Genomic DNA, 26681 nt, shown 5'->3' with positions numbered 1-26681 from the left:
TCAGCGAAGCACGCCGGGCAGACCCGGTGCCTGGCTTAGGCTGTTGCGGGATTTCACCTCGAAGCTGCGCTGCTTCCGGTCTTCGGGCGTGACGCCGATGCTGCCTTCCAGTTCGTAGAACACGGAACGGCCACCGGCCAGTGCATCGGCGACGACGATGCGGGCCGAGGAGCTCGGTTGCAGGCGGACGCTGACAACATCCGCCGATTCCGGGCCGATCGATACGCCGGGTGTGGCGCTCAGGGTGCCGGCGCTCTCGTCGCCGACCTTCACAGCCAGCGCGACCGAGTCAAAGCGCATCGGCATCGAACTGTAGTTGCGCAGGCGCAGCTCCACCTCCCAGTTGCCGTCGTTGCCGACGGTGAGCTGCTGGATGCTGGCCGCAGGTTCGGAGACGCGCTTGACCTTGCCGCCGCCACAGGCGGTCAGGGCAAGTGCAGCAAGGGCGATAAGGGCGTACTGGGGGCGAAAGCGCATACCGCGGGGTCCTCGGGTTTGAAGCGGGGTCGGTCGAAGGATACTACGGCGTATGGGCGCGTGCGGATGCGGGGCGGGCAAGTGCGAAACAATTGCGGCCGCGGATGGCGGAAGACCCGTGCTGGCGCATCGAACAGGAAGAGGGGACAGAAAGGTCGCCGCTTTCCGCGTTTTATTCTGGGGATACATCAATGCGTTCATTCAAGTTGTTACCGCTTGCAAGCGCTATCCGCGGCGGTCTGGCTGTTGCTGCCCTGTGCACGGCGGTTCCGGTATTCGCGGCGCCGCCGCAGTTCGATGTCGAAGGCGGTCATATCGAAGATGTGTTACCTGAATTCGCGCGTCAGGCGGGGATCCAGATCATCGCCCCGGCCAATGCCGCTGGCGAATCGCGTATCGAGGTCGGCCAGGTCAAGGGCCAGATGGATGCGCGGCAGGCGTTGAACCAGCTGCTCGATGGCACCGGGTTGACTATTGCTTCCGATGACGGGCGGACCATCACCCTGCGTGCGGCGCGACCGCTGCTGGCCTCGCTGGGCGGTCTGGGCGGCTTGGCGGTGGCAACGGCGGCGCAGGCGCAGGCGCAGCCCGTCGCCCCGGCCGAGGTGGATGTCGCGCCCGCCGCAGGGGTGAGCACGCTTGATCAGATCACCGTGGTCGGCAGTCAGATCAAGGGCAGCAAGTCGGCCGCGATTCTGCCGGTAGCAACCTTGCAGACCGAGCAGATCGAAGCCACCGGCGCGGTCTCCGGGGATGATCTGTACCGCTCGATCCCGCAGATGGGCGATGTATCTTTCAGCGGCACCAATGGCGGCAACAGCTCCAACTACGCGCGTGGCGATATCGCCTCGGTCAATCTGCGCGGGCTCGGGGTGGGCAATACGCTGCTGCTGATCAACGGCCGCCGCAGCGTGGTGCACCCGATGAGCCAGGCCGACGGCAACCTGGTGCCGGTGCTGACCTACAACGCCAACGCGGTGCCGGTGTCGAACCTGCGCCGGGTGGAGGTGCTGCTCGATGGCGCAGCCGCCATCTACGGTACCGACGCGGTGGCCGGCGTGGTCAACAACGTGCTGCGCGATGACATGGATGGCGGCACGATCAGCGTGCAGAAGGGCTTCGGTGAAGGTACCGACCTGCGCGATATCGGCATCAACGGCATGTGGGGCAAGAACTCCGAAGACCTGCGCTCCAATATCACCGTCGCTTTCAATTACTACAACACCACCGGCCTGAATTCGCTGGACCAGGACTGGACCCGCAATGGCGACCGCGCCACGGACTTCCTCGGCACGCCGTTTGAAGGTCTGCCCGGCACCGACAACCGCAACACCAACAGCCCGTGGGGCAATTTCACCGTCAACGGCCCGCGTGTGTCGCGCAACGGCACCTGGCTGACCACGGCGGCCGGGGCGTTCCATGTGCAGCCGACCAGCAACAGTGGCTGTGCGACCACCATTGCCGATGGCATCTGCGTGCAGTCCGGCAGCAAGGCTACCTCCGGCGCCGATGCCAACCTGCGCGACAACCAGCAGGGGCAATACCCGCTGTCGATCACCCCGGACGTGCGCCGCTTGAACCTGTTTGTCACCGGCAAGCACGACTTCGACAACGGCATTTCGTTCTTCAGCGAGGCGGGCCTGTACGACTCCCGCGCCTACAGCCTGCAAAACGGTGTCAACACCATCACCGCACTGCCGATGACGGTGGCCGCCAGCAACTACTGGAACCCGTTTGGTGCGATGTACCTGCCGGACGGTTCGCTCAACCCGAACCGCCTGCAGGGCCTGAACATCGGCCCCAATGGCGTGCCGGTGACGATCACCAGCTACCGCTTCGAGCGCCCGACCCGCATCGAGGTCAACAACACCCAGGTGCGCGCCCTGGCCGGGTTGCGTGGCTATCACTACGGCTTTGACTGGGAAACCGCCGCGCTGTACTCCACGGCCAAGGTCGTCGACACCCAGGATGCGGTGAGCATGTCGCTGTTCCAGCAGGCGCTGGCCAACCCCACGGCGTCGGCTTACAACCCGTTCTGTGGCGGCTGCAATGACTGGGACACGCTGGACCAGTTCTTCTACAAGGCCAAGCGGCAGAGCGAGACCGAGCTGTTCCTGTGGGATTTCAAGGTGTCGCGTGCGGACCTGTTCTCCACCTGGGCCGGCAAGGTGGGCATGGCGGCCGGTGTGGAAGCGCGGCACGAAACCCAGCGCGATGACCGCGACGCGCGCGTGGATGGCTCGGTGACCTTCACCGATGCGATCACCGGCATCGCTTATCCGAGCGACATGTACGGCGTCAGCCCGACCCCGGACACCTACGGCTCGCGTTCGGTGATGGGACTGTTCGCCGAGCTCTCGGTGCCGCTGGTCTCGCCGGAAATGGGCATTCCGCTGGTCAAGTCGCTGGACCTGCAGGTGGCCGGGCGCGCCGAGCGCTACAACGATTTCGGCAATGTCGCCAAGCCGAAGCTGGCGCTGGGCTGGCAGATTTTCGATGGCCTGACCCTGCGCTCGTCGTGGGCCCAGGGCTTCCGTGCGCCGAACCTGGAACAGGTCAACGCCACGGTGGTCAGCCGTTCCAACAACCGCACCGACTACATCCAGTGCGAAGCGGACGTGCGCACCGGCGCGCAGGCCTCCATCGCCGGTTGTGGCGGTTACACCTATTCGACCACCGCGCGGCGTTCGGGCAACCCCGATCTGAAGCCGGAAACCTCCACCAATACCAGCGCCGGGCTGGTGTTCCAGCCGCGTTTCATTCCGGAGGACTTCGGCCGCTTCAGCTTCGCGGTGGATTACTACAAGTACGAGCAGGAAGGCATCATCGGCCTGTTCGGCGAAGGCAATGCGTTGATCCTGGATTACCTGCTGCGCCAGCAGGGCGGCAGCAACAGCGCCGTGGTGCGTGCCGACCCGACCGCCGACGAGATCGCGCGGTTTGCCGGCACCGGGCTGGATCCGGCCGGCAAGGTGCTCTACGTCACCGACCAGTACGTCAATCTGCAGCCGCAGACGCTGCGCGGCGTGGACTACAACTTCAGCTGGAATTCGCCGGAGACCGCCATCGGCCGCTTCGACGTGTCGGTGACCGGCACCCATCTGATCGAGTTCTACCGCCAGCGTTCGCCGGCGCTGCAGGCGCTGGAAGATGCCAAGGCGCAGGGACTGGTCGATCCGTCTATCCGCATCACCGGTGGCGGTGACCTGATCGGCAATGGCGGCAACCCCGAGTGGAAGTGGTCCGGCACCCTGACCTGGCGTTACCAGCAGCTGTCGGTGGGCGCCAATGCGCGCTACGCCAGTTCCTACGTCGAGAACGGCCTGACCCTGGCCGACGGTACGCCGTGGACGGTGAAGTCGCAGACATTGGCCAATGCCTTCATCAAATACGACTTCCAGCGCGAAGGCTGGCTCAACGGGGTGGCGCTGAAGGTTGGAGCCAACAATCTGGCCAACAAGCGTCCGCCGGTGTCCGATGATGTGTTCGGCTATCCATCGGGTGTGTATCAGGCCAATCCGCGCTACTGGTACGTGAATGTGAGCAAGGCGTTCTGATGACCTTCGTTGATGTGGATGCCGCTGCCCGGCGGTTGGCGGGTGGCGGTTGGCAGGTGATGCGATGAAGCCGGCACTGGCCAAAGAGCGCGGCCTGTGGCTGGCCGAGCACGTGTTGCCGTGTGAGCCGGCGCTGCGCGAGTGGCTGAAGCGGAAGCTGTCGGTCCGCCAGGATGCCGACGATGTGATCCAGGAGACCTACGCGATCCTGGCGGCGCTGCCGGACGTTTCGCACGTCCGGCAGCCGCGGGCCTATGTCTACTCGGTCGCGCAATCGGTGGTGCTGCAACAGTTGCGGCGCGCGCAGGTGGTGTCGATCGAAGCGGTCGCGGAGATCGACCGGGTTGCGATCGCCGGGGAAGAGGTCTGCCCTGAGCGGACGACCTCCTCCCGGCAGCAGCTGGCGCGGATCGGCGCATTGATCGACGGGTTGCCGGACAAGTGCCGGCAGGCCTTCGTGCTGCGGCGCGTGGAGGGCTACTCGCAGCGTGAGATCGCCGAGCGGATGCAAATCAGCGAGAACACCGTTGAAAAGCACATCTGCAAAGGCATCCGGGTATTGATGGAAGCGATGAAGCGGCATGACGACGGAACGGAGCAGGGCAAGGACCAGCCCGATGCAGGAGAGATGTGGCATGCGCGCAGGCGTTGACAACCACATTGATGACATCGCCGCGGCGTGGGTGGCACGCGAAGACCGTGCGCCCTTGAGCGCAGAGGCCGAGGCGGAGCGGGATGTGTGGCTGCAGGCCGACAGCCGGCATTTCGGTGCCTATGCGCGTGCCCATGCCGTGTTGGCACGTACCGACCGGGCGCGTGCGCTGTCGGCCGGCCGCTTGCAGCGCACGAGTGCTCCGCGTTGGGCGGCGCGACCGGCGCGGCGGCTGTTCAGATGGGCGGTGGGGGCGGCGGCGATGTTCAGTCTGCTGGCGATCGGCGTGCGGCATCAGGACGATGGCGCCGAGTACTACGCCACGCGCAAGGGCGAGATCCTGCGGGTGCCATTGCAGGACGGCTCGGCGATCACGCTCGACTCGGACTCCCAGGTGCGGGTGAGCTACAGCGACAGCCGTCGCGACATCCGTCTGCTGCAGGGCGAGGCGTTGTTCGATGTGGCCAAGAACCCGCACCGGCCGTTCGTGGTGCGTGCCGAGGAAACCGATGTGACCGCGATCGGCACCAGCTTTGCGGTCAGTCTCACCGAACGTCGCAGTGGTGGTGTGGAAGTGCTGGTGCGCGAAGGCGTGGTGGATGTGACCGACGTACAGGGCGCGGTGGCGCCGGCGCGGCTGCTGGCCAACTACCGCGCCCTTGCCAACCGCAGCCATGGCATCCGCATCGAGGCGGTGCCCAGTGATGATCTGCAGCAGCAACTGGCGTGGCGCGAGGGCATGTTGTCGTTCAATGGCGACACGTTGTCGGTGGCGGCGGCGCAGTTCCTGCGCTACAGCGACACCCGTATCGTCATCAACGATCCGCTGGTGGGCAGCCGCCGCATCGTCGGCCTGTACTCGGCCAGCGATCCGCGCGGATTTGCGCACAGCGTCGCCCTGAGTCTGGGCCTGGTGGTGGAACAGCACGGCAACGATGTCCGCCTGAGTTCCCCCGAGCCCGCGTCCGCTGCGGCGCGGTCCCTGCAATGAACGTGGAAATGAGCATGTACAAGAGCAATCGATGGACGCATCTGCTGGCGATGCTGGTGCTGTTGGGCGCCGGGCAGGCCACTGCTGTGGCCCGGGCCGGCGACGCGCAGCCGTTGTTGATCCGTGATGCGATGGTGTTCGATGGCACCGGGCGCGCCGCCTATCCGGCCAGCGTGCTGGTGGAGGAGGGCAGGATCGCGGCCATCGGCCAGCAGCTGCAGACGCCCAAGGGCGCGCGGGTGGTCAACGCGCGCGGACAGGCATTGCTGCCGGGCTTGCTGGATCTGCACACACACTGGACGCCCAATGCCACCCCGTCGGAACTGCCCCAGGTGGCCAATCTGTACATGGCTGCGGGTGTCACCACGGTCAGCGATTTCCACGAGCCGCCGGAGGCCTACGCGCCGCGCCGGCAATGGCTGGCCTCGATCGCCGCGCCGGACGTGAAGTTCGCCGCGCGCATGAGCACCCCGCTCGGTCATGGCGCCGACTGGGGCGATGAAAACACCACCCGCTGGGTCAACTCACCGGCCGCTGCGCGGGCGGGCGTGCAGGCGGTGGCGGCCTACAAGCCGGATTTCATCAAGGCTTTCACCGACGGCTGGCGTTACTCCAATGCCGCCGACAACAGCAGCATGGATGAGGAGACCCTCAGCGCGCTGGTCGAGGAAGCGCACAAGCACGGCTTGAAGGTGTTCACCCATACGGTGATGGTCAAGCGTGGCAAGGCCGCTGCACGTGCCGGCGTGGACGTGATCGCGCACAGCCTGCAGGACGGTCCGGTGGACCAGGAGCTGGTCGGGTTGATGCGTACCCACGGCACGGCCTATGCGCCCTCGCTGGCGGTGTACCTGCCCGAGCGCGTGGACGGCAGTGGCCGCATCGCCAGCAAGCCGGAAGTGCTGCGCCAGCGCGAACGCAATTTCACCAACGCCCTGGGCAATGTCAAAGCCTTGCATGACGCCGGTATCCCGGTGGTCGTCGGTACCGATGCCGGTATGACCGGTACGCCCCATGGCAGCTCCACCCTGCGCGAGCTTGAGCTGTTCGTCGAGGCCGGGCTTACCCCGGCCGAAGCGCTTGTCGCCGGCACCGCGCACAGCGCCAAGGCGTTGGGCGTGACGGATCGAGGCACGATTGAAGTCGGCAAGCGCGCCGATCTGCTGCTGGTGCGCGGTCAGCCGTGGCAGCGTATCGCCGATATCCGCAACACGCAGCAGGTGTATGTCGCCGGTCGCCAGGTCCATGGCAAGGGAGCGGTGCTGCCCGCTGGCAACCACGCGTTGGCATTGCCGGCGCTGCCGGTGGCCGCGCTGGTGGATGACTTCGAGCGCGAAGACGGTCGCACCGCGCTGGATACGCTGCGTATCGACGAGGCCGATGGCGGCAACGACCGCACCGTGCAGGTGACTGAAGTGGTCGCCCGCGAAACCGGTGGCCACGCGCTGGCCACACAGGCCAAGCTGTCAAACAAGGACACGGCGTTTGCCGCGACGATCCTGCCGCTGAGCCGTGGCTCGGTGGCGCCGGTGGATGCGCGGGGCTATCGCGGTGTCCGCTTCGAACTGCGGGGCAGTGCGCCGGAGCTGCGCCTGGAAGTACGCGCGCTGGGCAGTCGCCGCTTTGTCGCCACGCTGCAGGCCCAACCGCAGTGGCGCGCGGTCGAGGTGCCGTTTGTCACCTTGCAGGGGCAGCCGCCATACCGGGCCAAGGGACCCATCGCCCAGTGGAAGGGCGATGACCTGCAGCAGCTGGTGTTCTCCGCCGGCGGTGAACCCGGCAGCAAGGTCTGGTTCGAAATCGACAACGTCACCTTCTACTGAGTTGCGGAGGATCTGCCGATGAAGCCGACCCGGCTGCGTGCGGCCCTGTTGGGCTGCCTGTTGTCCATCCCTGCCAGTGTGGGCGCGCAGGATGCCGATGTGGTGGCCGCGCTGGACCGCTATGCCGCGCGCCAGGCAGAGGTCGGGCTGGCACTGTGGCAGCGTCCAGAGCTGGGGTATCTGGAAACGCAATCCTCGGCGTTGCTGCAACAGGAGCTGCGCGAGGCCGGATTCCGTATCCAGGCGGGCGTGGCCGGGATGCCGACGGCGTTCGTCGCCAGCTATGGCCGACGCGGCAAGGGGCCGGTGATCGGTCTGCTGGCGGAGATGGATGGCTTGCCGGCCATGGCGCATGCGGCCGAGCCGGTGCGGGTACCCCTGCCCGGGCAGCTCGCCGGGCACGCCTGCGGTCACAATCTGTTCGGTGCCGCCTCCGTGGGCGCGGCGCGGGCCATCGCACAATGGCTGAAAGACACCGGTAACGACGGCGAAGTCCGGCTGTACGGCACGCCGGCCGAGGAGGGAGGCTCGGGCAAGGTCTACATGACAAAGGCCGGGCTCTTCGATGGAGTGGATGTGATGCTGCACTGGCATCCGGCAGCCGACAACTCGGCCGCGCAAGGCACCACGCTGGCAAACATCAGCGGGAAGTTCCGCTTCCAGGGGCGTGCTGCGCACGCGGCGATTGCGCCGGAGCGTGGCCGATCGGCACTGGATGGCGTGGAGGCGTTCAATCACATGGCCAATCTGATGCGCGAGCACGTGCCCGACGGCACCCGCATCCACTACGTCATCAGCAACGGCGGGGCGGCGCCCAACGTGGTGCCGGATGATGCGGAGGCCTATTACTACGTGCGCCATACCGACCCGGCGGTGGTCCGCGAGGTGTTCGAGCGCCTGCACCAGGCCGCCGAGGGCGCTGCGATGGGGACGGGTACCACCGTTGCGTTCGAGCAGACCGGCGGGGTGTTCTCGCTGCTGCCCAATGACACGTTGGGGCAGGTGATGCAGGCGGCACTGCAGCGGGTGGGCGGTGTGCGCTATGACGTGGCCGAGCGGGCCTTCGCCGAGCGCATGCAGCAAACACTGGAGCGGCGGCCGGCGCTGGATGAGGCTGCTGCGCTGCAGCCTTACCGTGCCGACAATGCCGGCAGTGCGTCCACCGATGTGGGCGATGTCAGCTGGATTGTTCCCACGGCAGGGGTGAGCACGGCGACCTGGGTGCCGGGAACGCCGGCGCACAGCTGGCAGGCTGTGGCCGCCTCGGGCTCGACGATTGGTGCCAAGGGGGCTCTGAATGCGGCGAAGACCCTGGCGCTGGCCGCGGTGGCGCTCTACCAGTCCCCGCAGACCGTCGCCGCCGCCAAGACAGAGTTCGCACAACGGCGGGGTGCGGATTTCACCTATCAGCCGCTGCTGCAGCGCACCGCACCGCCATTGGACTACCGGCGCAAAGCGGCCGACTGAGTGACGACGGGCGGGCGCCCTAGTCGATGGGCGCCATGACCTTCAAGGGCGCAAGCTCGTAGCCCATCGCGACGGCCTGGGACTTGAGCGCCTCAAAACGGTCAGCGTCCATGCCGGGTGTGCGGGAGAGGATCCACAGGTATTTGCGGTCCGGCTCACCGATCATCGCCCACTGGTAGTCCGGGTCCAGGGCGATCACCCAGTAGTCCGCCCATACCCAGGGCAGCCATGCGAGCCATTCGGGCGCGAAGCGCACCTGCAGGCGGCCGGGATGGCCGGCCACGGTGCGTGCGGTCCCCTCGGCCTGGATCAGGTCCCCATCGGCCGTGCGGCAGCGATTGAGCACGCTGATGCGTCCGTCGGCATGGCGCCGATAGCTTGCGGTGATGTCGGCCACGCATTTTTTCTGGAACGACACCGGCAGATGGGCGATTTCATGCCATTGCCCGATATAGCGGTCCAGGTTGAGCTGCGGCACGGAGGTCACCGGTTCGGAGGCAATCGCCGAGAACGGCAGCAGGATGGCGAGCAACAGTGAAAACCGGGTGCGGGGCATGGGCGGATCTCCGTGGCGAGGTGGAAAGCCCGGTCACCATGCCGCCGCTCGAGTGAATCTTTCGTTTTCCCGGATAACGGGAGTGGCGAATCCGGCTGCGATGATCTTGGCCATGCCTGTCGATTGGCGGAGGCAGGTGGGCTGGTGCGCAAGCGCTGCATCAGGGCGGCCTTCGCGGACCGGCCTGTTGCCACCCCTGGGCATCTGGAAGGGAATCGGAATTGGATCGTGATCGTCGGACAGGCAATGGAGCGCCGCAACGCGTGCCGCGATGGCGAAGCAGCCTGCGGCCGCGGATACCGGTTGCTCCGGCGGATCGCGTGGCCACTTTCTCTCGGTCGTTGATGGGACGCCGGCGCGCCCTGCGGGATGTGCCTCTTGGCGAATAAAAAAACCGGGCGTAGAATCGCCCTCACCGTTTGGGGCGGTAGCTCAGCTGGGAGAGCGTCGCGTTCGCAATGCGAAGGTCGGGAGTTCGATCCTCCTCCGCTCCACCAAACACCCGCAAAGCGCCGCATCGGAAGATGCGGCGCTTTGCGTTTGCGTGTCTGCGCACGCGTTGTGTGAGCCTCTGGATGGCGTCGATGCCTTTGCCGAATCGGTCGTTTGGAATGGATTCGCGCGGATGTGAAAATTTTTGTGAAATTCGCTTGCCCAAATCGAAATGCATCCGTAATATGCACGTCCTCGCCGGCGACAACGCCAACGAGAAAAAAGTGGCCGAGTAGCTCAGTTGGTAGAGCAGGGGATTGAAAATCCCCGTGTCGGCGGTTCGATTCCGTCCTCGGCCACCATTCCATTAAAGCCTGCAGAAATGCGGGCTTTTTTGTTTTTCCATGTTGATGATGTCGCTGGCGTGGTACACCTGCCCCACGCTTGTGCCTGCGCAATCAGGGGATGCGCGCAGGTGCTTGTGTCGCAGTGGGGCAGTGCAGCCAGCGGCGGACAGCTGGCGACCGGGGATGGCTCAGAAGGGCCAGAAGCGCGGGATGAAGATCACGCCCAGAATCCAGAAGATCAGATTCAGCGGCAGGCCCACTTTGAGAAAGTCGGTGAAGCGGTAGCCGCCGGCGGTGTAGACCATGGTGTTGGTCTGGTAGCCGACCGGGGTGAGGAAGCTGGTCGAGGCGGAAAAGGTCACCGCGATCAGGAAGGGCGTGGCATCCACGCCCAGCATCTGCGCGGTGGAGATGCCGATCGGGGTCAGCAGCACGGCCGCCGCGGAGTTGCTCATCAGCTCGGCCAGCAGCAGGGCGACCAGGTACATCACCGCCAGCACCACATGCGGGCCGAGGTCGCGTACCAGTCCGATGGTGTGCTCGACGATGAAAGCGGCCGCTCCGCTCTGGCTCATCGCCACGCCCAGCGGCAGCAGGCCTGCCATCAGCACCACGATGCGCCAGTCCACAGCCTCGTAGACCTCGTCGGCATGCAGGCAGCCTGCCAGGGTCATCGCCACCGCGCCGACCAGCGAAGTGATCGCGATCGGCATCCAGCCGATGGCCGAGATGCCGATCACCAGCGCCATCGTCACCAGTGCGAAGGGGCCGCGCCAGCCTTTGGGCTTGACCGCTTCACGTTCGGACAGCACCACCACGTCCGGATCGCGGCGCAGCGCACCGACCTCCGCGCTGGCGGTGATCAGCAGCAGGATGTCGCCAACATCCAGCCGCACATCCTTGAGTTTCTCGCGCAGCACTCCGCCACGACGCTGGATGGCCAGCACTACCGCGTTGTGGTTCCAGCTGCGGTCCAGCGCTTCCAGGGTGCGGCCGGCCGCGCGCGAGTTGGGCGCGATCATCACTTCGGTAACCACCTGCTCCACATCATCGAGCAGGCGGGCTTTGAACTTGAATTGCGAATTGATCTCCAACCCGGCTTTGCGGGTGAATTCGACCAGTCTGGGCCAGTCGCCACGGGCGAGCAGGATGTCGTCTTCCTGCAGCGTCTGGGTCCGCGGTGACCACACTTTGTTCTTGCCGCGCAGCAGTTCCAGTACGAAAACGCCGTTGGCTTCGCCCAGCTTCATCTCTTCGATGGATTTTCCGATCAGGCGCGAGCCGGGCATCACCCGCAGTTCGGTGAGGAACTTGCCCAGCTCGTAGTGCTCCACGAACTCGGAGGTGCGGGTGTCGGGCAGCAGCCAGCGGCCGAAGATGAGCAGGTAGGTGCAGCCGGCGGCCAGGCAGATCAGGCCCAGCGGCGTGAATTCGAACATGCTGAAGCCGGGGTGCCCCAGATCCTTGGCGATGCCGTTGACCAGCAGGTTGGTCGAGGTGCCCACCAGCGTGCACACGCCGGCCATCTGCGAGACAAAGGACAGCGGAATCAGCGCTTTGGAAGCCGGCATGCCGATCCGGGCGGTGGCGGTGATCACCAGCGGCATGAATACCGCCACGACGGCGGTGTTGTTCACGAACGGCGCGATCAGCGCCAGCACCGCGAACAACAGCAGCAGGAACAGAAAGGGAGACCGGGTCCGACTGAACAGCCAGCCGATGCCGGAGAGCGCGCCGCTGTTCTGCAGGCCTGCGGCCAGGACGAACATGGCAGCGACGGTGATGGTTGCCGGGTTGCTGAAGCCACTGAGCGCCTGCTGCGGGCTGACCAGATCGAGCAGGGCCAGTGTGGCCAGCACCAGGACAGCCACCATGTCCATGCGCAGCTTTTCGGTGGCGAACAGATAGACGGCAACCACCGTGATGCCGATGACCATCAGGATCTGGAACGTCATACAGCCGGGTCTCCGTGAGTCATCCGGTTCCGATGGGAGTTGTTGCGAGGAAGCAGGTGAAGCCTGGTGGACTGCGTAGAGGTAGGCGCAGTCCGATCGTGGCGCATGACGCGGACTGCGCGAGAGCCCGCGCCGGTAGAGGCGATCAACGCGCCGGCAACAGCGGGCGCAAGACCGGCTCCAGCTGTGTCTTGCGCCAGCCATCGAGCGCCGCCGGCCACTGGCCGCTCTCCAGCAGGGCCTCCAGGTGCTTGCGGGAGGCCAGCAGGCCATCAGGCAGGCCCAGTGCGGCCGCGTGGCTGGCGACGGCCTCCTGCAGCCGCTTCAGTGCGGCCTTGTTGCTCTCGCTTGGTGCCAGCGGCTGCGGTGCTAGGGCCTCGTCGTCCAGTGGCGTGTTCAGGGCCTGCCAGACAGCCTGCGCCAGTTTGCGCGGCGCTTTGGGAAAACGGTCGAACAGTCGCAGCATCGCCTCGTAATCGGCCGGCGGTGTGCGCGCCAGCGTGGTGGCGACTTCATTGTCGAGAATCCAGCTGCGCGGCTTGTCGCTCTGCCGGGCCTGGCGGTCACGCCAGCGCAGCAGACGCAGCAGGCGCAGCTGGGCCTCGGGCTCGAGGAACTGCGCCGCGCGCATCGACAGGTGCGGCCATTGTTCGCTGTCATCGGTCTCGACGTTGGCGATCATCCGCTCGCCGTCATCCTCCAGCCAGCCGCGCCGATCCAGCGCCTGCAGCCTGGTGTCGATCGCATCGTGCAATGCGAACAGGTATTCCACGTCGTCGGCCGCATATTCCAGCTGTGCGGGCGAGAGCGGGCGGCGCATCCAGTCCGAGCGGGTCTCGCCCTTGGGCAGGGTGACGCCGGTGATCTCGGCCACCAGTTTCTGGTAGCCCATGCCGCCGCCGATGCCGGCCAGTGCCGCGCCGATCTGGGTGTCGAACAGCGGTCGCGGCATCGCATCGCAGGCGCACTTGAAGGCGACCAGGTCTTCGCTGGCGCTGTGCATGATCTTGAGGATGCCGGTATCGGTCAGCCAAGGGCGCAGGGCCTCGGTCATGCCGGGAATCAGCGGATCGATCAGCAGGATTTCCTCGCCCACGGCCATCTGCACCAGCGCCAGCTGCGGCCAGTAGGTGCGCTCGCGGATGAATTCGGTATCCAGCCCGATCCGGCCGGGGCGCTGGCGGTAACGTTCTTCAAGTTCCGCCGGGTGTTTGATCCAATAAGCCACGTGGTGTCCGTCAACTGCATGGTTTGCTCAGGCAGGCGAGAATAGCCTAACGTCGATTCGTCCCGTGATCCGGGACAGGAATGGGAGGAAGTTTGCGTACTACCGGCCAGCTGATCTGCATGGCACTGCTTGCAGCCGTGACCTGCGGCGCGTGTACGCCTCAGGCGCCCGGCACAGCGGCACGGAACCAGGAGCGCGGCGTGACATCAGCGCCCGCACCACCGGCCGAAGCAGGGCCTGCCTTGCCGACGCAGGCCGAGCCCGAGCGCGCGACGGTGGAGGCAACGCCGCTTCCGGTGTGGATGCCGTCGGTGCCGGAGTTGACGCCGGAAATGGTGGACAAGGCCCGTCGCCAGGCCGATGCGGCCTTGGCCCAAGGGCACCTGTATGACAGCGCCGAAGCGGCAGTGCCGTTGTATCTGGCGGTGCTGGCGGTCAAGCCCAGGGATGCCAGGGCGAGGCGCGGACTGGACAAGGCGCGGCAGCTGCTGCGGTCCCAGGCGATGGAGCTGATGGCGCGTCCGGATGACCAGCGGCAGGCCTTGGCCGAGGCAGCCGAGCGGGTGAGTGTGGCGATCGCGTTGGCGCCGGAAGGCAAGGCCGAGCAGGCGCTGCAAGCGCAGATCCAGCAGGCACGGCGGGTGCTGGCGCTCAACCGCGCCGGCGAAGCGGCGTTGCGGCGCGACCAGCTGGGGGAGGCCGGTGGCGGTGCATTGGGCTCTTTCCGGGCGGCGCTGGCGCTGGCGCCGGAGGACCGCCGGGCCTTGCAGGGTATTGCCGCGGTGCAGAGCGGGCTGATCCGGCGCGCGGAACTGGCCGCTACCCGCGCCGATTTCGACGCCGCCGCGGCTTGGTTGGACAAGGCGGGCAAGGTTCGCGGCGGGCCGACGCTGGTCGATGCGCAGGCGCGCATCGAGGCGATGCGGGCGGCGCAGCTCGCGGCTCTGCGCGACGGCGGTCTGCGGGATCTGAGCTCGCCGCAGGGGCTGAAGGCGGCGCGCGAAAAACTCGAGCAGGCGCTACGCATCGCGCCGCCGGGGGATCCGACCGTGGCGATATTGCGGCAGCGGATCGATCTGGTCGCGCACTACGGCAGTTTCCGTCCCGGGCAGGTGTTTTCCGATGCCTTGCAGGGAGGCGGACGCGGGCCGCAGATGATCGTGGTTCCGCATGGGGGCTTCCAGATGGGCGCGGGCGATGCCGAACCGGGCGCCAGCGATGCCGAACGTCCGCAGCATTACGTGCGCTTTGATCGCGGCTTTGCCCTGTCGATCACCGAAGTGACCGTGGCCGAATTCGGCCGCTTCGTCGAGGCGGCCAAGGCGCGCCCGCGGGCCACCCGGCGCGGCCATTCGGTGGTCTATGACGAGCGCAGCGGCAATTTTGTCCGACGCAGTGGCGTGGACTGGCGTTCGGACTACAACGGTGCGCCGGCCAAGCCTGGCAACCCGGTGATGCATGTCAGCGTGCGCGACGCCGAGGCCTACGCCGCGTGGCTGTCCGAACAGACCGGGCGCTATTACCGCTTGCCCAGTGAGGCCGAATTCGAGTATGCGCTGCGGGCCGGAACCAGCGGCCGTTACCCGTGGGGTAATGCCGGGGTGCCGCCGCCGTTGTCGGGCAACTTCACCGGCAGCGAGGATGTTTCGCCCAGCGGACGCCACTGGAACAACGCCTTCGTCGGCTATGGCGACGGCTTCTGGGGGGCGGCGCCGACAGCCAGCTTCCAGCCCAATGGCTGGGGATTGCATGACATGGCCGGAAATCTCAGTGAATGGGTGGCCGACTGCTGGCACGCCAGCTACCGCCGTGCGCCAGCCGACGGTGCGGCCTGGTACAACCCCGGCTGCCGGCAACGGGTGATCCGCGGTGGCAACTGGGCCAATGCGCCGGAACAGACGCGGGCGGCATGGCGGCAGTCGCAGGATTCGGATGTGACCTCGGCCCGGATCGGCTTCCGGCTGGTGCGCGGCATTTGACGTGGCCGGTGCGGTGGTGCGGGTTACCATCGGCCCCGACCAACCGCTTCTCACGGGAACTTCCACATGCGACAGGATCCTTTCGGCAGTCAGGGCAACCGCCGGCAGCGCCGCGGTGGCGGGCTGTTCGGCAATATCCGCTGGGTAGTGCTGCTGGGCTTCGCCATCTATGGCGGCTGCTATTACCTGGGCAACCGCTCGGTGGACCCGTACACCGGCGAGAAGGTGCTGATCGACAGCTCGCTCGACGCCAGTGAAGAGAAGGCGCTGGGGTTGCAGGCCTATCAGGAAATCCTGTCGCAGGAACGGCCGGTTGATCCGAACGCGCAGATCTCACAGCAGGTGCGGGAGATCGCCCGGCGCCTGATCGCCAAGGTGGATGTGGTGGAAACCGCGCTGGCGCAGGAGCACGGTCTGCAGCCGCAGCACTTCGCGCGCGATTTCGATTGGGAAGTGAACGTGCTGCAGTCCGATGAGGCCAACGCGTTCTGCCTGCCCGGCGGCAAGATGGCGGTGTATACCGGGCTGATTCCGGTGGCGCAGAACAGCGACGCGCTGGCGGTGGTGATGGGCCACGAAATCGCCCATGCGTTGCTGCGCCACGGTGCCCAGCGCATGGCCCAGCAGAAGCTGACCCAGATCGGGCAGATGGCGGGCGCGGCCAGCGGTATGGATGCACAGCAGCAACAGATGATGATGTCGGCGATGGGCTACGGGTATCTGCTGCCGTACGCACGCTCGCATGAAACCCAGGCCGATGAAGTGGGGCTGATGCTGGCCGCGGCAGCCTGTTTCAACCCGGAAGAGGCGGTGCCACTGTGGCAGCGCATGGGCCAGGCCAGTGGCGGTCAGGCGCCGCCGGAGTTCTCCTCCACCCACCCCAATCCGGGTACCCGCATCCAGAATCTGCAGGCGTTGATTCCCAAGGCGATGGCCTATCGCCAGCAGTTCTGCAGCGAAGAGCGCGCGGTGCGGCAGTAAGCCCGGTTCGCCGCCACGCAATGCAGAACGCCGGGCCGCAATGCCGGCGTTCCGTGTTTCGGCACCGCGCGGCGGGCTCAGTGGTTGCTGTTGCCGGATTCCACGCGCAAAGGCACGTGGCCGTCGGCCAGCCGGGCCTGCACACGGTCCCCGGGCTGGAGCTGATCGACGCTGCGCACCAGTGCGCCATCGTCGCTGCGGGTGAGGATTGAATAGCCGCGGGCCACGGTGGCCAGTGGGCTGACCGCCTCCAGTGAGCGGGCGATGCCGCGCAGACGCAGCGCATCACGCTGCAGCTGCCGCGCCATTGCCGCCTGCGCGCGTGGCGCCAGCGCAGCCAGTCTTTCCGTGAGCGCGGCCAGCCGGCGTTGCGGCTGGGTGGCGCGCAGGATCGCGGCGCTGTTGGCAAGGCGGGCCTGGCGGCGCTCCTTCTGCTGTCGCCAGCCCGCATCCAGGCGGGCGAACGCAGCCTCCTGCCGGTGGCGCAGCAGGTCCAGTCGGGCCTGCGGGCTGTGCGTCTGCAGCCGCAGCGCGGCACGGTCGGCGCGCTGCATCGCTTGGCCCAGCGCATGCGTCTGCAGCTGGGTCAGACGCTGCGCCAGCCGGCGCAGGCGCACGGTGAGATCACGCTGGTCCGGCACCAGCAGCTCGGCGGCCACCGAAGGGGTGGGGGCCCGCAGGTCGGCGGCGAAATCCGTCAGGCTGAAATCCGTTTCATGGCCCACCGCCGAGACCACCGGCGTGTTGCTGGCGGCAATGGTGCGTGCCAGCTGTTCGTCGTTGAATGCCCACAGATCTTCCAGTGAGCCGCCGCCGCGGGTCAGCAGGATCACGTCGTAGCGGCCGCTGGCATCGGCCTTGCGCAGCAGCGAGGTGATCTGCGCGGCGGCGGTGTCGCCCTGCACCAGCGAGGGCAGCAGTTCCACCTCCAGCAGCGGAAAGCGTCGGGCCAGCACGCTCAGCACGTCGCGCACCGCCGCGCCACTGGGCGAGGTGATCACCGCCAGGCGTCGCACATGGGCCGGCAGCGGGCGCTTGCGTGCCGCATTAAACAGGCCTTCGGCTTCCAGCCGCGCTTTCAGCTCGTCATAGGCGCGACGCAACGCGCCTTCGCCGGCTTCTTCCATGTGATCCAGGATCAGCTGGTAGTCGCCGCGTGCTTCATACAGAGTGAGCCGGCCGCGCACCAGCACGCGCAGGCCTTCGCGTGGCACAAATTTCAGCCACTGGCTCTTGGGCTTGAACATCGCCGCACGCACCTGCGCGCGGGCGTCCTTCAGGGTGAAATACAGGTGTCCGGAGGCTGGCCGGCTGACATTGCCCAGCTCGCCTTCCACCCATACCAGCGGAAACGCGCTTTCCAGCAGGTCGCGCGCCAGCGTGTTGAGCTGGTTGGGGGTCAGGATGTCGGCACTGCGTTCCATGGATCAGGCGTTGGAGCGTTGAAGCGGGCGGTCATGGTCGCATGGAAGCGGCTTGCGACTCACGGCGGTCCGATGCCGGCGCTTTCGGTGTGACGCTGCAGTGCCCACTGCACGTGCTCGCGGACCAGGGCGGAGGCGTGCTCGCGACGTTGCTCCAATGCCTGTTTCGCGTCGCGTGAGGGCGCGGCATTGCCCAACGCCACTGCGATATTGCGCAGCCAGCGCTCATGGCCGCTGCGGCGGATCGGGCTGCCTTCGGTGCGGCGCAGGAATTCGTCTTCCTCCCAGGCAAACAGCTCCGGCAAGGTGGCGGTGTCGAGGTTGTTGCGGGCGCGGAAATCCGGCTCGTCGGTGCGACGGGCGAACTTGTTCCACGGGCAGACCAGCTGGCAGTCATCGCAGCCGTAGATGCGGTTGCCCATCAGTGGACGCATTTCCAGCGGAATGGCGCCTTCATGTTCGATGGTCAGGTAGGAGATGCAGCGGCGCGCGTCCAACCGGTGCGGGGCGATGATGGCGGCGGTCGGGCAGACGTCGATGCAGCGCGTGCAGGTGCCGCAATGCGCACTGGCCGGCGCATCCACCGGCAACGGCAGGTCCACGTAGATCTCGCCGAGGAAGAACCACGAGCCGCCGTTGCGGTCGATCAGGCAGGTGTGTTTGCCGATCCAGCCCAGTCCGGCATTGCGCGCCAGGGCGCGTTCCAGCACCGGCGCCGAATCGACGAACACCCGGTAGCCGAACGGGCCGATCTCGCCGGCGATGCGTTCGGCCAGCTTCTGCAGGCGGTTGCGCATCAGCTTGTGGTAGTCGCGGCCCAGCGCGTAGCGGGCGACATAGGCGCGCTCGGCATCATCGAGCGTGGCCCAGGCCGCGGCATCGTCCTTGTGGCCGTAATCCAGCCCCACCGAGATCACCCGCACCGTGCCGGGCAGCAGCTCCTGTGGCCGGGCGCGCATCGTGCCATGGCGGGCCATCCATTCCATCGTTCCGTACAGCCCCTGGCCCAGCCAGTCGGCCAGGTGCGCCTCATCCTCGCCCAGCGCGATGCCGCTGATGCCACAGCGCTGGAAACCCGCCTCGCGGGCGAGCTGGCGGATGCGCAGCGACAGCTGCGCCGGATTGACGGTGAAAGCGGCTTCAGACATGTGGCAAGTATAGAATCCGGGGCATGGACGAGCCTGTCGAACTGTTCGATACCGTCGCCGCCCGGCGCATTGATGTCCAGGCCACCGCGCTGCTGGGCGGCGATGGCTATGTGTTGATGCAGCGTGCCGGACAGGCGGCCTGGCAGTGTGCGTTGCAGCATTGGCCGCAGGCGCGGCGGCTCGTGGTGGTGTGCGGCCCGGGCAACAACGGTGGCGATGGATACGTGCTGGCGCGTCTGGCGCGCCAGTCCGGGCGCGAAGTCAGCGTGTTGCATCCGCGCGGTGCCGCTCCACGTAGCGCGCTGGCCCAGCGTGCCTGTACCGATTATCTGGCTATCGGCGGTCACGTCGAGGTATCGCCCGATTGCCTGCGGCAGGCCGAGTTGATTGTCGATGCGCTGTACGGGATCGGCTTCAGCCGTGCGCCGGAGGCGGCGGATGCGGCGCTGATCGCGGCGATCAACGCCGCCGGCGTGTCGGTACTGGCGCTGGATGTGCCCAGTGGTGTGGATGCCGACAGTGGCAAGGTTCCGGGTGAAGCGGTCCGCGCCGGGCGGGTGCTGCAGTTCATCGTCGCGCACCGCGGTTTGTACACCGGAACGGCCCTGGAGTTTGCGGGCCAACGGCTGCTGGCGGATCTGGACTTGCCGCCGCCGGCGCTGGACGGTATCGCTGCCAGCGTGCAGCGCTGGTCGAAACCGGCGCTGTCGCAGTACCTGCCGCGGCGGCGGCTCAATACCCACAAGGGCGAGTCCGGGCATGTGCTGTGCGTGGGCGGCAACCACGGTGCAGGTGGCGCGGTGATGCTGGCGGCCGAGGCGGCCTTGCGCAGTGGTGCGGGCCTGACCAGCGTGGCGACCCGTGGCGTGCATGTGGCGCCGCTGCTGGCACGGTGCCCGGAGGCGATGGCACATGGCATAGAAAATATCGCCGGGCTGGATGCTCTGCTGGCGCGTGCGAGCGTGGTGGCATTGGGGCCCGGGCTGGGCCAGGACGCGTGGGCGCAGGCGCTGTACGCGGCGGTGCTGGCCAGCGGCAAGCGGCTGGTGGTCGATGCCGATGCCTTGAATCTGCTCGCACTCGAGCCACGTCCGCTGCCGCAGGCCATCCTGACCCCGCATCCGGGCGAGGCCGCGCGCTTGCTGGGAACCGATACCGCCAGCGTGCAGCATGATCGCTTCGCCGCGGCGCAGGCGCTGGCCGGGCGTTACTCGGCGGTCGTGGTACTCAAGGGCGCCGGTACTGTGGTGGCCAGCCCCGGGCAATTGCCGCGAGTGATCGCCGCCGGCAACCCGGGCATGGCGGTGGGGGGCATGGGGGATCTTTTGACCGGCGTCATTGCCGCGTTGTGCGCGCAGGGCCTGGCGTTGTTCGATGCCGCCAGCACCGGTGCCCTGCTGCATGCACTGGCCGGGGACGTGGCCGCACTGGACGGGGATGTGGCCGCACTGGACGGGGAGCGCGGGCTGCTGCCGCGTGATCTGTTGCCGCACCTGCGGGCGCTGGCCAATCCATAATGGCGACCATGATCGAACTGATTCTTCCTGACAGCGAAAGCACCGACCGGCTAGGGCAGGCGTTGGCGCAGACCCGGCCGGCACAGGCGGTGGTCCATCTGCAAGGCGACCTGGGCGCGGGCAAATCCACCCTGGCGCGCGCGCTGTTGCGTGCCCTGGGGGTACAGGGCGCGATCCGCAGCCCCACCTACACCCTGATCGAGCGTTATCCGCTGGCAACCGGCGAGGCGTGGCATCTGGACCTGTACCGGATCGGCAATGCGGGCGAGCTGGATTTTCTCGGGCTGGACGAAGGCAGCGCCGATCTGTGGCTGGTCGAATGGCCCGAGCGCGGGGCCGGCGGCCTGCCGCCGGTGGATCTGGTGATCGGGCTGGAAATCGCCGGCCACGGTCGCCGCGCCCGGTTGCGGGCACACAGCCCGACCGGTGAATCGTGGCTGCAGCGGTTGAGCGAAATAGCCGACTTGCAGTCGCTTCCTGCCCTCTGACAACAGAAAGGTGCGGCAGGTGGCGGATTATTAAAGGAAAAGTATTGCAATTGCCGGAATGCGGTGATTGAATCCGGGCATGACTACGGGAAACCCGCTGTTCGCACTGTCGCTTGCTGTCGTCGGGCTCTGCCTGGCTGCGGTGCCTGCGTGGGCGGGCGAGGTCCGTGGGGTAGGGCTGCACAGCGGTAGTACCGGCACCCGGGCCGAAATCCAGCTGGCCGGTGGTGGCAGCTACAAGACCCTGAGCCTGTCCGCACCGAACCGCCTGGTCGTCGATTTTCCGGATTCCAGCGCTGTACGTGACCTCAAGCTGCCCGCTGCGACCGGCGTGGTCACCGCGGTGCGTACCGGCACTCCGACTCCGGGCACGTTCCGGGTGGTGTTCGATCTGGCCGAGTCGGTCGCGCCGTTCAAGCCCCGGATGCAGGGGCAGGGCGCAGAGTCCACGTTGCTGATCGAATGGCCGGGCGAAGCACCGGCGCGCGCTGTGGCCGCGAGTTCTGCGCCAGTTGCGCCCGCGGCACCCGCCAGCACGCCAGTACAAAACAGTGTGGATCCCCGTGCCGAGGCCGCCCGGGCTACCGCCGTACTGACCGCCGCGGTGCGCCAGCAGGCCACCTCGCCTGCGCCGGCCGTGGTTGTCAATGCAACCCCTGCACCTGTCGCCGTCAGCGCGCCGCAGAGCCAACCCTCATCGCCGGCGGCGATTCTCAATGGCCAGGGCGCAGCCGTCCCCACCACCATTGCCACTGGCAAGCCGGGCCCCGTCCCGGCCGCGCAAGCCGCTGCTGCGGCCGCACCGGAGGTGGCTGCCGCAACGGCGCCGCGCCCCGTGATGCCCAGCGATGCCTCGCGTATCCGCATGCAGCCGGGTATGCGCGCCCTGGTGGTGGCGATCGACCCCGGACATGGTGGCCAGGATCCCGGTGCGATCGGCCCGACCGGCAAGCGCGAGAAGGACGTGACCTTGGCCGTGGCGCGTGAACTGGCGCGGCAGGTCAATGCCACGCCCGGACTACGCGCGTTCCTGACCCGCGATACCGACGTATTCATCCCGTTGCCGCACCGCGCCCAGCGGGCCCGTGCGGCCAAGGCCGACATCTTCATCTCGATCCACGCCGATGCGGCTGAAAACCGCTCGGCCACCGGGTCCTCGGTGTATGTGCTCTCCACCAAGGGCGCGTCCTCGCAGCGCGCCCGCTGGCTGGCGGACAAGGAAAACGCGGCCGACCTGATCGGCGGCGTCAGCCTCAACCGCACCGAAGGCACCCTGGCCAACGTGCTGCTGGATCTGGCCCAGAGTGGCAACATGAAGGCCTCCGAGGACGCGGGCAATCACGTGCTCAGTGGCCTCAAGCGCATCGGCAAAAATCACAAGCCGAACATCGAGCGGGCCAACTTCGCCGTGCTGCGGACCTCGGATATGCCGGCGATGCTGGTGGAAACGGCCTTCATCTCCAATCCGGATGAGGAGCGCCGCCTGATCGATCCGGCCTACCAGCGCAGTATCGCCAGCGCGGTGCTGGATGGCGTGCACACTTTCTTCAGTCGCCAACCGCCGCCGGGTACGCTGTTCGCCGCCCGCGCCCAGGCGGAAATGGATGCCTCCGCCGGCACCGTGGCCGGCGGCAGCAAGTAAGCCTTCGCCGGTGTCTGTTCAAACGGCTGCCTTCGGGCGGCCGTTTGCCGTTTAATGGCGCTGCCGACAGGGCTGCAAAGCCCGCTTGCGGCGCGGCGGGCTGGCCGGGCTCGGCTATCATCTGCGCATGCATGATGTCAGCCTGATTTCCTCGCGACTTCCCTCATCGACCTTGATCGTGGCGTGCGCTACCGGCGGTGCGGTATGAACTCGATCCGTCCGCTGCCGGAGATCCTGATCAACCAGATCGCCGCCGGCGAAGTGGTCGAACGGCCCGCATCGGTGGTCAAGGAACTGGTCGAGAACGCGCTCGACGCCGGTGCCACCCGCGTCGATATCGATCTTGAAGAAGGCGGGGTGCGCCTGATCCGCATCCGTGACAACGGCGGTGGCATTGCCGCCGAGCAGTTGCCGCTGGCGGTGTCGCGCCATGCCACCAGCAAGATCGCCAGCCTGGATGATCTCGAATCGGTGGCGACACTGGGTTTCCGCGGGGAGGCGTTGCCATCGATCGCCTCGGTCAGCCGCTTCACCCTGGCCTCGCGGCGCGCCGCTGATGAGCATGGCGCCGCCTTGCAGATCGAAGGCGGCACGCTGGGTGAAGTGATGCCGCGTGCGCATGCGCCGGGCACCACCGTGGAGGTGCGCGAGCTGTTCTACAACGTGCCGGCACGGCGCAAGTTCCTGCGTGCCGAGCGCACCGAGCTGGGGCATATCGAAGAGTGGCTGCGTTCGCTGGCATTGGCGCGGCCGGATGTCGAGCTGCGGGTCTCGCACAACGGCAAGGCCTCGCGCCGCTACAAGCCCGGCGACCTGTATTCGGATGTCCGCCTCGCCGAGACACTGGGCGAGGATTTCGCCCGGCAGGCGTTGCGGGTGGACCACAGCGCCGCCGGCCTGCGCCTGCACGGCTGGATCGCCCAGCCGCAGTATTCGCGCGCCAGTGCCGACCAGCAGTACCTGTACGTTAACGGTCGCCCGGTGCGCGACCGCAGTGTCAGCCATGGGGTGAAGATGGCTTATGGCGACGTGCTCTATCACGGCCGGCAGCCGGCGTATGTGCTGTTTCTGGAACTGGATCCGGCGCGGGTGGACGTCAATGTGCACCCGGCCAAGCACGAGGTGCGTTTCCGCGACGCGCGGCTGATCCACGATTTCGTCTATCGCACGCTCAAGGAGGCGCTGGCGGAAACCCGCGCGGGCATGGAACCCGGTGCGATCGCGCCGTCGCATCCGGCCGATGCGGTCGGGCAGGGGGCCGCGCCGGCAGGTTATGGCGGCGGCTACGTGCTGGGCCGTCCACCGGGCAGCGCGGGTGCGGGAAGCAGTGGCAACTGGCAGGCACGTCAATCGCCGCTTGGCCTGCAGGTGGCCGAGGCGCCTTCGGCCTATGCGGCGCTCTACTCCTCGCCTGCAGCCGGCATTGTGCCGGCCGTCGGCGAGGCTGGTCCGGCTTTGCTGCCGACCGCCGGCGACAGTGGCGTGCCGCCGTTGGGCTACGCCATCGCCCAGCTGCACGGCATCTATATCCTGGCCGAGAACGCCGAAGGGCTGATCGTGGTGGACATGCATGCCGCGCACGAACGTATCGGCTACGAACGCCTGAAAGCCGCCCATGACGGTATCGGCCTGCACGCGCAGCCGTTGCTGGTGCCGATCACCCTGGCGGTGGGCGAGCGCGATGCCGATACCGCCGAGCGCGAAGCGGCCACGCTGGCCGAACTCGGCTTCGAGATCACCCGCTCCGGGCCGGGTTCGCTGCATGTGCGCAGCATTCCGGCGTTGCTGGCCAATGCCGAGCCGGAAGGCCTGTTGCGCGACGTGCTCACCGATCTGCGCGAGCACGGCCAGAGCCGGCGTATCGCCAGTGCCCGCGACGAGCTGCTCTCGACGATGGCCTGCCATGGCGCGGTACGCGCCAACCGGCGGCTGAGCTTGCCGGAAATGAACGCGCTGTTGCGCGATATGGAAATCACCGAGCGTTCCGGGCAATGCAATCACGGCCGTCCGACCTGGGCGCGCTTTTCTCTGGCTGAAATTGATCGCTGGTTCCTGCGGGGGCGTTGAAGATGAAACATTGGGGGGGCGCGGCACTGATCGCCGCGATGCTGTTGGCCGGTTGCGGCGGCAAGGACGAGGACCGCGGGCACACCGCGCCGAAGCCCGATGCCGGGTTCGTGCGTGACAACCAGTTGTGGCGGGAGCAGCGCCTGACCGAGCTGCTGACGGTCGATGGCTGGACCAGCCTGGTCGGCCTGCACTGGCTGGAGCTCAAGGCGCATTACATCGGCAGTGGCAGCACCAGCGGCATCCGCCTGGCGGTGGGGCCGCCGCGCATGGGCATGGTGTCCCGCGAAGGCGAGGCGCTGTGGTTCACCCCTGAGCCGGGCGTAAGCCTGCAGGTGGACGGGGTGCCGGTGAAAGGCCGCATCCGCTTCCACAGCGATGACGCCGCCGAGCCGACGTTGATCCAGTTCGATGACGGCAAAGGCACGTTGAGCCTGATCCATCGTGGCAGCCGCTATGCGCTGCGGGTCAAACATGCCGATGCGCCGGCGCGTGCGGGCTTTGGCCATCTGGACTATTGGGCGCAGGATCCGGGCTGGCGTATCACCGCCCGCTTCGTGCCGCATGATGCCGGCAAAAGTCTGCCGATCGTCGATATCACCGGGACAACCACGCAGCAGGCCAACGCCGGCGCGGTCGAATTCGAGCGTGATGGCCGCACCTGGCGGCTGGAGGCGCTGGGCGAACCCGGCCGGCCGCTGCAGATCATTTTCGCCGACCGCACCAGTGGCCGTGGCAGCTATGCCGCCGGCCGTTACATCAACCTGGAGGTGCCGGATGCTAACAGCCAGGTGATAATCGACTTCAATCGCGCCTACAACCCGCCGTGTGCGTTCACGCCGTTTGCGACCTGTCCATTGCCGCCGCCGGAGAATCGCATGGACCTGCTGGTCGAGGCGGGCGAGAAAGCCTATGTGAAACCCAAGCAGGAGACGGCAGGATGAAATGGATGACGCGCGCGGGGCTGCTGCTGGCAACCACGATGCTGCTGGTTGCGCCATTGGCTGCAATCGCCCGGCAGGCCGAGCCGGTTGCGAAGGCGGCGCAGGCACCACCGGTGCCGTTGCTGTGGAAGGTCAGTGGCGCGCAAGGCAGCGCGGTGTACCTGCTGGGTTCCTTCCACATGCTCAAACCCACCGACTATCCCGTGTCGGCGGACGTGGACGCGGCGTTTTCCGCTTCCCGACGGCTGCTGTTCGAGCTCTCGCCCGAGGAGATGGGCTCGCCGCAGCTGGCAACGCAGATGCTGCAGGCGGCGCTGCGACGTGACGGGCGCCAGCTCAAGGATGATCTTGATGACTCCACCTGGCAGCAGCTGCAGGCCTGGGCGGCCGATAACAACATGCCCGTCGAGCGGCTGGCAGGCCTCAAGCCATGGTTTGTGGGCCTGACCATCAGCATCGCGCAGATGGCCCGGCAGGGGCTGGATCCGCAATCAGGCCTGGACCGGCATCTGATGGAGCGCGCCGCGAAGGCCGGCAAGCCGGCCGATGGACTGGAGAGCGCCGCCGCGCAGATCAGCTTGCTCGACGGCATGAGCGTCGAGGAGCAGCGCCAGTTGCTGCGCGAAGCGCTGGAGCAGGCCGATGAGGGGGATGCGCAAAGCCGGCGACTGCATGATGCCTGGCGTCGCGGCGATGACGGGGTGTTGTGGCGCGATATGGCCGCGCAGATGAAGCGGCAGTATCCGGAGCTGTACCGGCGGATCAATGTGGATCGCAACGATGCCTGGCTGCCCTTGCTGCAGCCCTGGTTGCAGCAAGGGCAGGGCGACACGCTGGTGGTGGTAGGCGCGTTGCACCTGCTCGGCAGTGATGGCGTGGTCGAGAAGCTGCGCGCGCGCGGCTACAAGGTCGAGCGGATCTGTTCGGCGTGCAAGCCGGCCAAGCGGTGAATCATCTGCAGATCAGATACAAAAAGGCCGACGCTTGCGTCGGCCTTTTTGATGCG

General features: G+C 67.0%; 19 protein-coding genes and 2 tRNA genes. 15 read left to right on the top strand and 6 right to left on the bottom strand.

From position 1 onward, the window contains the following. Positions 1-477 carry an LEA/WHy family protein gene (locus tag ACVOMH_RS13090; protein WP_054660554.1) on the bottom strand — a complete coding sequence of 159 codons (477 nt, stop codon included), beginning with the start codon at positions 475-477 and terminating at the stop codon, positions 1-3. A gap of 191 nt (positions 478-668) precedes the next feature. Here ACVOMH_RS13090 and ACVOMH_RS13085 point away from each other — a divergent pair, with 191 nt between their 5' ends. The 5 genes from ACVOMH_RS13085 to ACVOMH_RS13065 all read left to right on the top strand — a co-directional run bounded on the left by ACVOMH_RS13085 (position 669) and on the right by ACVOMH_RS13065 (position 8967). Further along, positions 669-4034 (top strand): TonB-dependent receptor, encoded by a 3366-nt coding sequence (locus ACVOMH_RS13085; protein ID WP_481552237.1) that lies wholly within the window; start codon positions 669-671, stop codon positions 4032-4034. A 64-nt stretch (positions 4035-4098) separates the two neighbouring features. Next, positions 4099-4686 (top strand): RNA polymerase sigma factor, encoded by a 588-nt coding sequence (locus tag ACVOMH_RS13080; RefSeq protein WP_481552236.1) that lies wholly within the window; start codon positions 4099-4101, stop codon positions 4684-4686. Beyond that, on the top strand, positions 4670-5677 hold the full coding sequence (locus ACVOMH_RS13075; protein WP_057505965.1) for a FecR family protein: 1008 nt from the start codon (positions 4670-4672) through the stop codon (positions 5675-5677). Before ACVOMH_RS13080 ends, ACVOMH_RS13075 begins: the two co-directional genes overlap by 17 nt. Before the next feature lie 8 nt (positions 5678-5685). Continuing rightward, positions 5686-7500, top strand: a complete 1815-nt coding sequence (locus ACVOMH_RS13070) for an amidohydrolase family protein (protein ID WP_481552235.1) — start codon at positions 5686-5688, stop codon at positions 7498-7500. A gap of 18 nt (positions 7501-7518) precedes the next feature. After that, positions 7519-8967, top strand: coding sequence for an amidohydrolase (locus ACVOMH_RS13065; protein WP_481552234.1), 1449 nt, complete (start codon positions 7519-7521; stop codon positions 8965-8967). Between the two features lie 19 nt (positions 8968-8986). On the opposite strand, the gene ACVOMH_RS13060 is transcribed toward ACVOMH_RS13065, so the two are convergent. Next, positions 8987-9523: a lipocalin family protein gene (locus tag ACVOMH_RS13060; RefSeq protein WP_481524592.1), complete on the bottom strand. Its 537-nt coding sequence runs from the start codon at positions 9521-9523 to the stop codon at positions 8987-8989. A 421-nt stretch (positions 9524-9944) separates the two neighbouring features. Here ACVOMH_RS13060 and ACVOMH_RS13055 point away from each other — a divergent pair. Then, a tRNA-Ala gene (locus ACVOMH_RS13055) sits at positions 9945-10020 on the top strand. 221 nt (positions 10021-10241) lie between these two features. Beyond that, a tRNA-Phe gene (locus ACVOMH_RS13050) sits at positions 10242-10317 on the top strand. 173 nt (positions 10318-10490) lie between these two features. Here the strand turns inward: ACVOMH_RS13050 and ACVOMH_RS13045 are convergent. Both ACVOMH_RS13045 and rnd read right to left on the bottom strand, forming a co-directional pair. Beyond that, on the bottom strand, positions 10491-12257 hold the full coding sequence (locus tag ACVOMH_RS13045) for an SLC13 family permease (protein WP_054658522.1): 1767 nt from the start codon (positions 12255-12257) through the stop codon (positions 10491-10493). Positions 12258-12402: 145 nt separating this feature from the next. After that, a complete protein-coding gene (gene rnd, locus ACVOMH_RS13040; protein WP_481552233.1) occupies positions 12403-13485 on the bottom strand; it encodes a ribonuclease D in 1083 nt (360 codons plus the stop codon). Between the two features lie 119 nt (positions 13486-13604). On the opposite strand from rnd, the gene ACVOMH_RS13035 reads away from it, so the two are divergent. Together ACVOMH_RS13035 and ACVOMH_RS13030 are read left to right on the top strand one after the other, a co-directional pair. Next, positions 13605-15464 (top strand): formylglycine-generating enzyme family protein, encoded by a 1860-nt coding sequence (locus tag ACVOMH_RS13035; RefSeq protein ID WP_481552232.1) that lies wholly within the window; start codon positions 13605-13607, stop codon positions 15462-15464. A gap of 66 nt (positions 15465-15530) precedes the next feature. Continuing rightward, positions 15531-16445, top strand: coding sequence for a M48 family metallopeptidase (locus ACVOMH_RS13030; protein ID WP_481552231.1), 915 nt, complete (start codon positions 15531-15533; stop codon positions 16443-16445). 77 nt (positions 16446-16522) lie between these two features. Here the strand turns inward: ACVOMH_RS13030 and xseA are convergent, their stop codons facing one another. Beyond that, positions 16523-17869, bottom strand: coding sequence for an exodeoxyribonuclease VII large subunit (gene xseA, locus ACVOMH_RS13025; RefSeq protein ID WP_481552230.1), 1347 nt, complete (start codon positions 17867-17869; stop codon positions 16523-16525). 59 nt (positions 17870-17928) lie between these two features. After that, positions 17929-19017, bottom strand: a complete 1089-nt coding sequence (gene queG, locus ACVOMH_RS13020; RefSeq protein WP_481552229.1) for a tRNA epoxyqueuosine(34) reductase QueG — start codon at positions 19015-19017, stop codon at positions 17929-17931. 23 nt (positions 19018-19040) lie between these two features. Here queG and ACVOMH_RS13015 point away from each other — a divergent pair, with 23 nt between their 5' ends. The 6 genes from ACVOMH_RS13015 (at position 19041) to ACVOMH_RS12990 (ending at position 26625) form a co-directional block, all read left to right on the top strand. Further along, positions 19041-20534 (top strand): NAD(P)H-hydrate dehydratase, encoded by a 1494-nt coding sequence (locus tag ACVOMH_RS13015; RefSeq protein ID WP_481552228.1) that lies wholly within the window; start codon positions 19041-19043, stop codon positions 20532-20534. Between the two features lie 8 nt (positions 20535-20542). Continuing rightward, entirely contained in the window at positions 20543-21022 is a 480-nt protein-coding gene (tsaE, locus tag ACVOMH_RS13010) for a tRNA (adenosine(37)-N6)-threonylcarbamoyltransferase complex ATPase subunit type 1 TsaE (protein WP_481552227.1), read from the top strand. 79 nt (positions 21023-21101) lie between these two features. Then, positions 21102-22664: an N-acetylmuramoyl-L-alanine amidase gene (locus ACVOMH_RS13005; RefSeq protein WP_481552226.1), complete on the top strand. Its 1563-nt coding sequence runs from the start codon at positions 21102-21104 to the stop codon at positions 22662-22664. A 204-nt stretch (positions 22665-22868) separates the two neighbouring features. Next, positions 22869-24731 (top strand): DNA mismatch repair endonuclease MutL, encoded by a 1863-nt coding sequence (gene mutL, locus ACVOMH_RS13000; RefSeq protein ID WP_481552225.1) that lies wholly within the window; start codon positions 22869-22871, stop codon positions 24729-24731. Positions 24732-24733: 2 nt separating this feature from the next. After that, complete coding sequence (locus ACVOMH_RS12995; RefSeq protein ID WP_481552224.1) at positions 24734-25675, top strand: DUF1684 domain-containing protein; 942 nt, start codon at positions 24734-24736, stop codon at positions 25673-25675. Next, on the top strand, positions 25672-26625 hold the full coding sequence (locus ACVOMH_RS12990) for a TraB/GumN family protein (RefSeq protein WP_481552223.1): 954 nt from the start codon (positions 25672-25674) through the stop codon (positions 26623-26625). Before ACVOMH_RS12995 ends, ACVOMH_RS12990 begins: the two co-directional genes overlap by 4 nt. Positions 26626-26681 lie beyond the last annotated feature (56 nt).

This window comes from Stenotrophomonas sp. STEN013, from assembly GCF_056760355.1.
Note: the sequence above shows the minus strand (reverse complement) of the source record. Positions and strands in the feature narration are given on the sequence as shown.

Bases quoted from the DNA above. Each gene is read 5' to 3' on its own strand.
- ACVOMH_RS13090 (WP_054660554.1), bottom strand. From the start codon at position 477: ATGCGCTTTCGCCCCCAGTACGCCCTTATCGCCCTTGCTGCACTTGCC.
- ACVOMH_RS13085 (WP_481552237.1), top strand. From the start codon at position 669: ATGCGTTCATTCAAGTTGTTACCGCTTGCAAGCGCTATCCGCGGCGGT.
- ACVOMH_RS13080 (WP_481552236.1), top strand. From the start codon at position 4,099: ATGAAGCCGGCACTGGCCAAAGAGCGCGGCCTGTGGCTGGCCGAGCAC.
- ACVOMH_RS13075 (WP_057505965.1), top strand. From the start codon at position 4,670: ATGCGCGCAGGCGTTGACAACCACATTGATGACATCGCCGCGGCGTGG.
- ACVOMH_RS13070 (WP_481552235.1), top strand. From the start codon at position 5,686: ATGAGCATGTACAAGAGCAATCGATGGACGCATCTGCTGGCGATGCTG.
- ACVOMH_RS13065 (WP_481552234.1), top strand. From the start codon at position 7,519: ATGAAGCCGACCCGGCTGCGTGCGGCCCTGTTGGGCTGCCTGTTGTCC.
- ACVOMH_RS13060 (WP_481524592.1), bottom strand. From the start codon at position 9,523: ATGCCCCGCACCCGGTTTTCACTGTTGCTCGCCATCCTGCTGCCGTTC.
- ACVOMH_RS13045 (WP_054658522.1), bottom strand. From the start codon at position 12,257: ATGACGTTCCAGATCCTGATGGTCATCGGCATCACGGTGGTTGCCGTC.
- ACVOMH_RS13035 (WP_481552232.1), top strand. From the start codon at position 13,605: ATGGCACTGCTTGCAGCCGTGACCTGCGGCGCGTGTACGCCTCAGGCG.
- ACVOMH_RS13030 (WP_481552231.1), top strand. From the start codon at position 15,531: ATGCGACAGGATCCTTTCGGCAGTCAGGGCAACCGCCGGCAGCGCCGC.
- xseA (WP_481552230.1), bottom strand. From the start codon at position 17,869: ATGGAACGCAGTGCCGACATCCTGACCCCCAACCAGCTCAACACGCTG.
- queG (WP_481552229.1), bottom strand. From the start codon at position 19,017: ATGTCTGAAGCCGCTTTCACCGTCAATCCGGCGCAGCTGTCGCTGCGC.
- ACVOMH_RS13015 (WP_481552228.1), top strand. From the start codon at position 19,041: ATGGACGAGCCTGTCGAACTGTTCGATACCGTCGCCGCCCGGCGCATT.
- tsaE (WP_481552227.1), top strand. From the start codon at position 20,543: ATGATCGAACTGATTCTTCCTGACAGCGAAAGCACCGACCGGCTAGGG.
- ACVOMH_RS13005 (WP_481552226.1), top strand. From the start codon at position 21,102: ATGACTACGGGAAACCCGCTGTTCGCACTGTCGCTTGCTGTCGTCGGG.
- mutL (WP_481552225.1), top strand. From the start codon at position 22,869: ATGAACTCGATCCGTCCGCTGCCGGAGATCCTGATCAACCAGATCGCC.
- ACVOMH_RS12995 (WP_481552224.1), top strand. From the start codon at position 24,734: ATGAAACATTGGGGGGGCGCGGCACTGATCGCCGCGATGCTGTTGGCC.
- ACVOMH_RS12990 (WP_481552223.1), top strand. From the start codon at position 25,672: ATGAAATGGATGACGCGCGCGGGGCTGCTGCTGGCAACCACGATGCTG.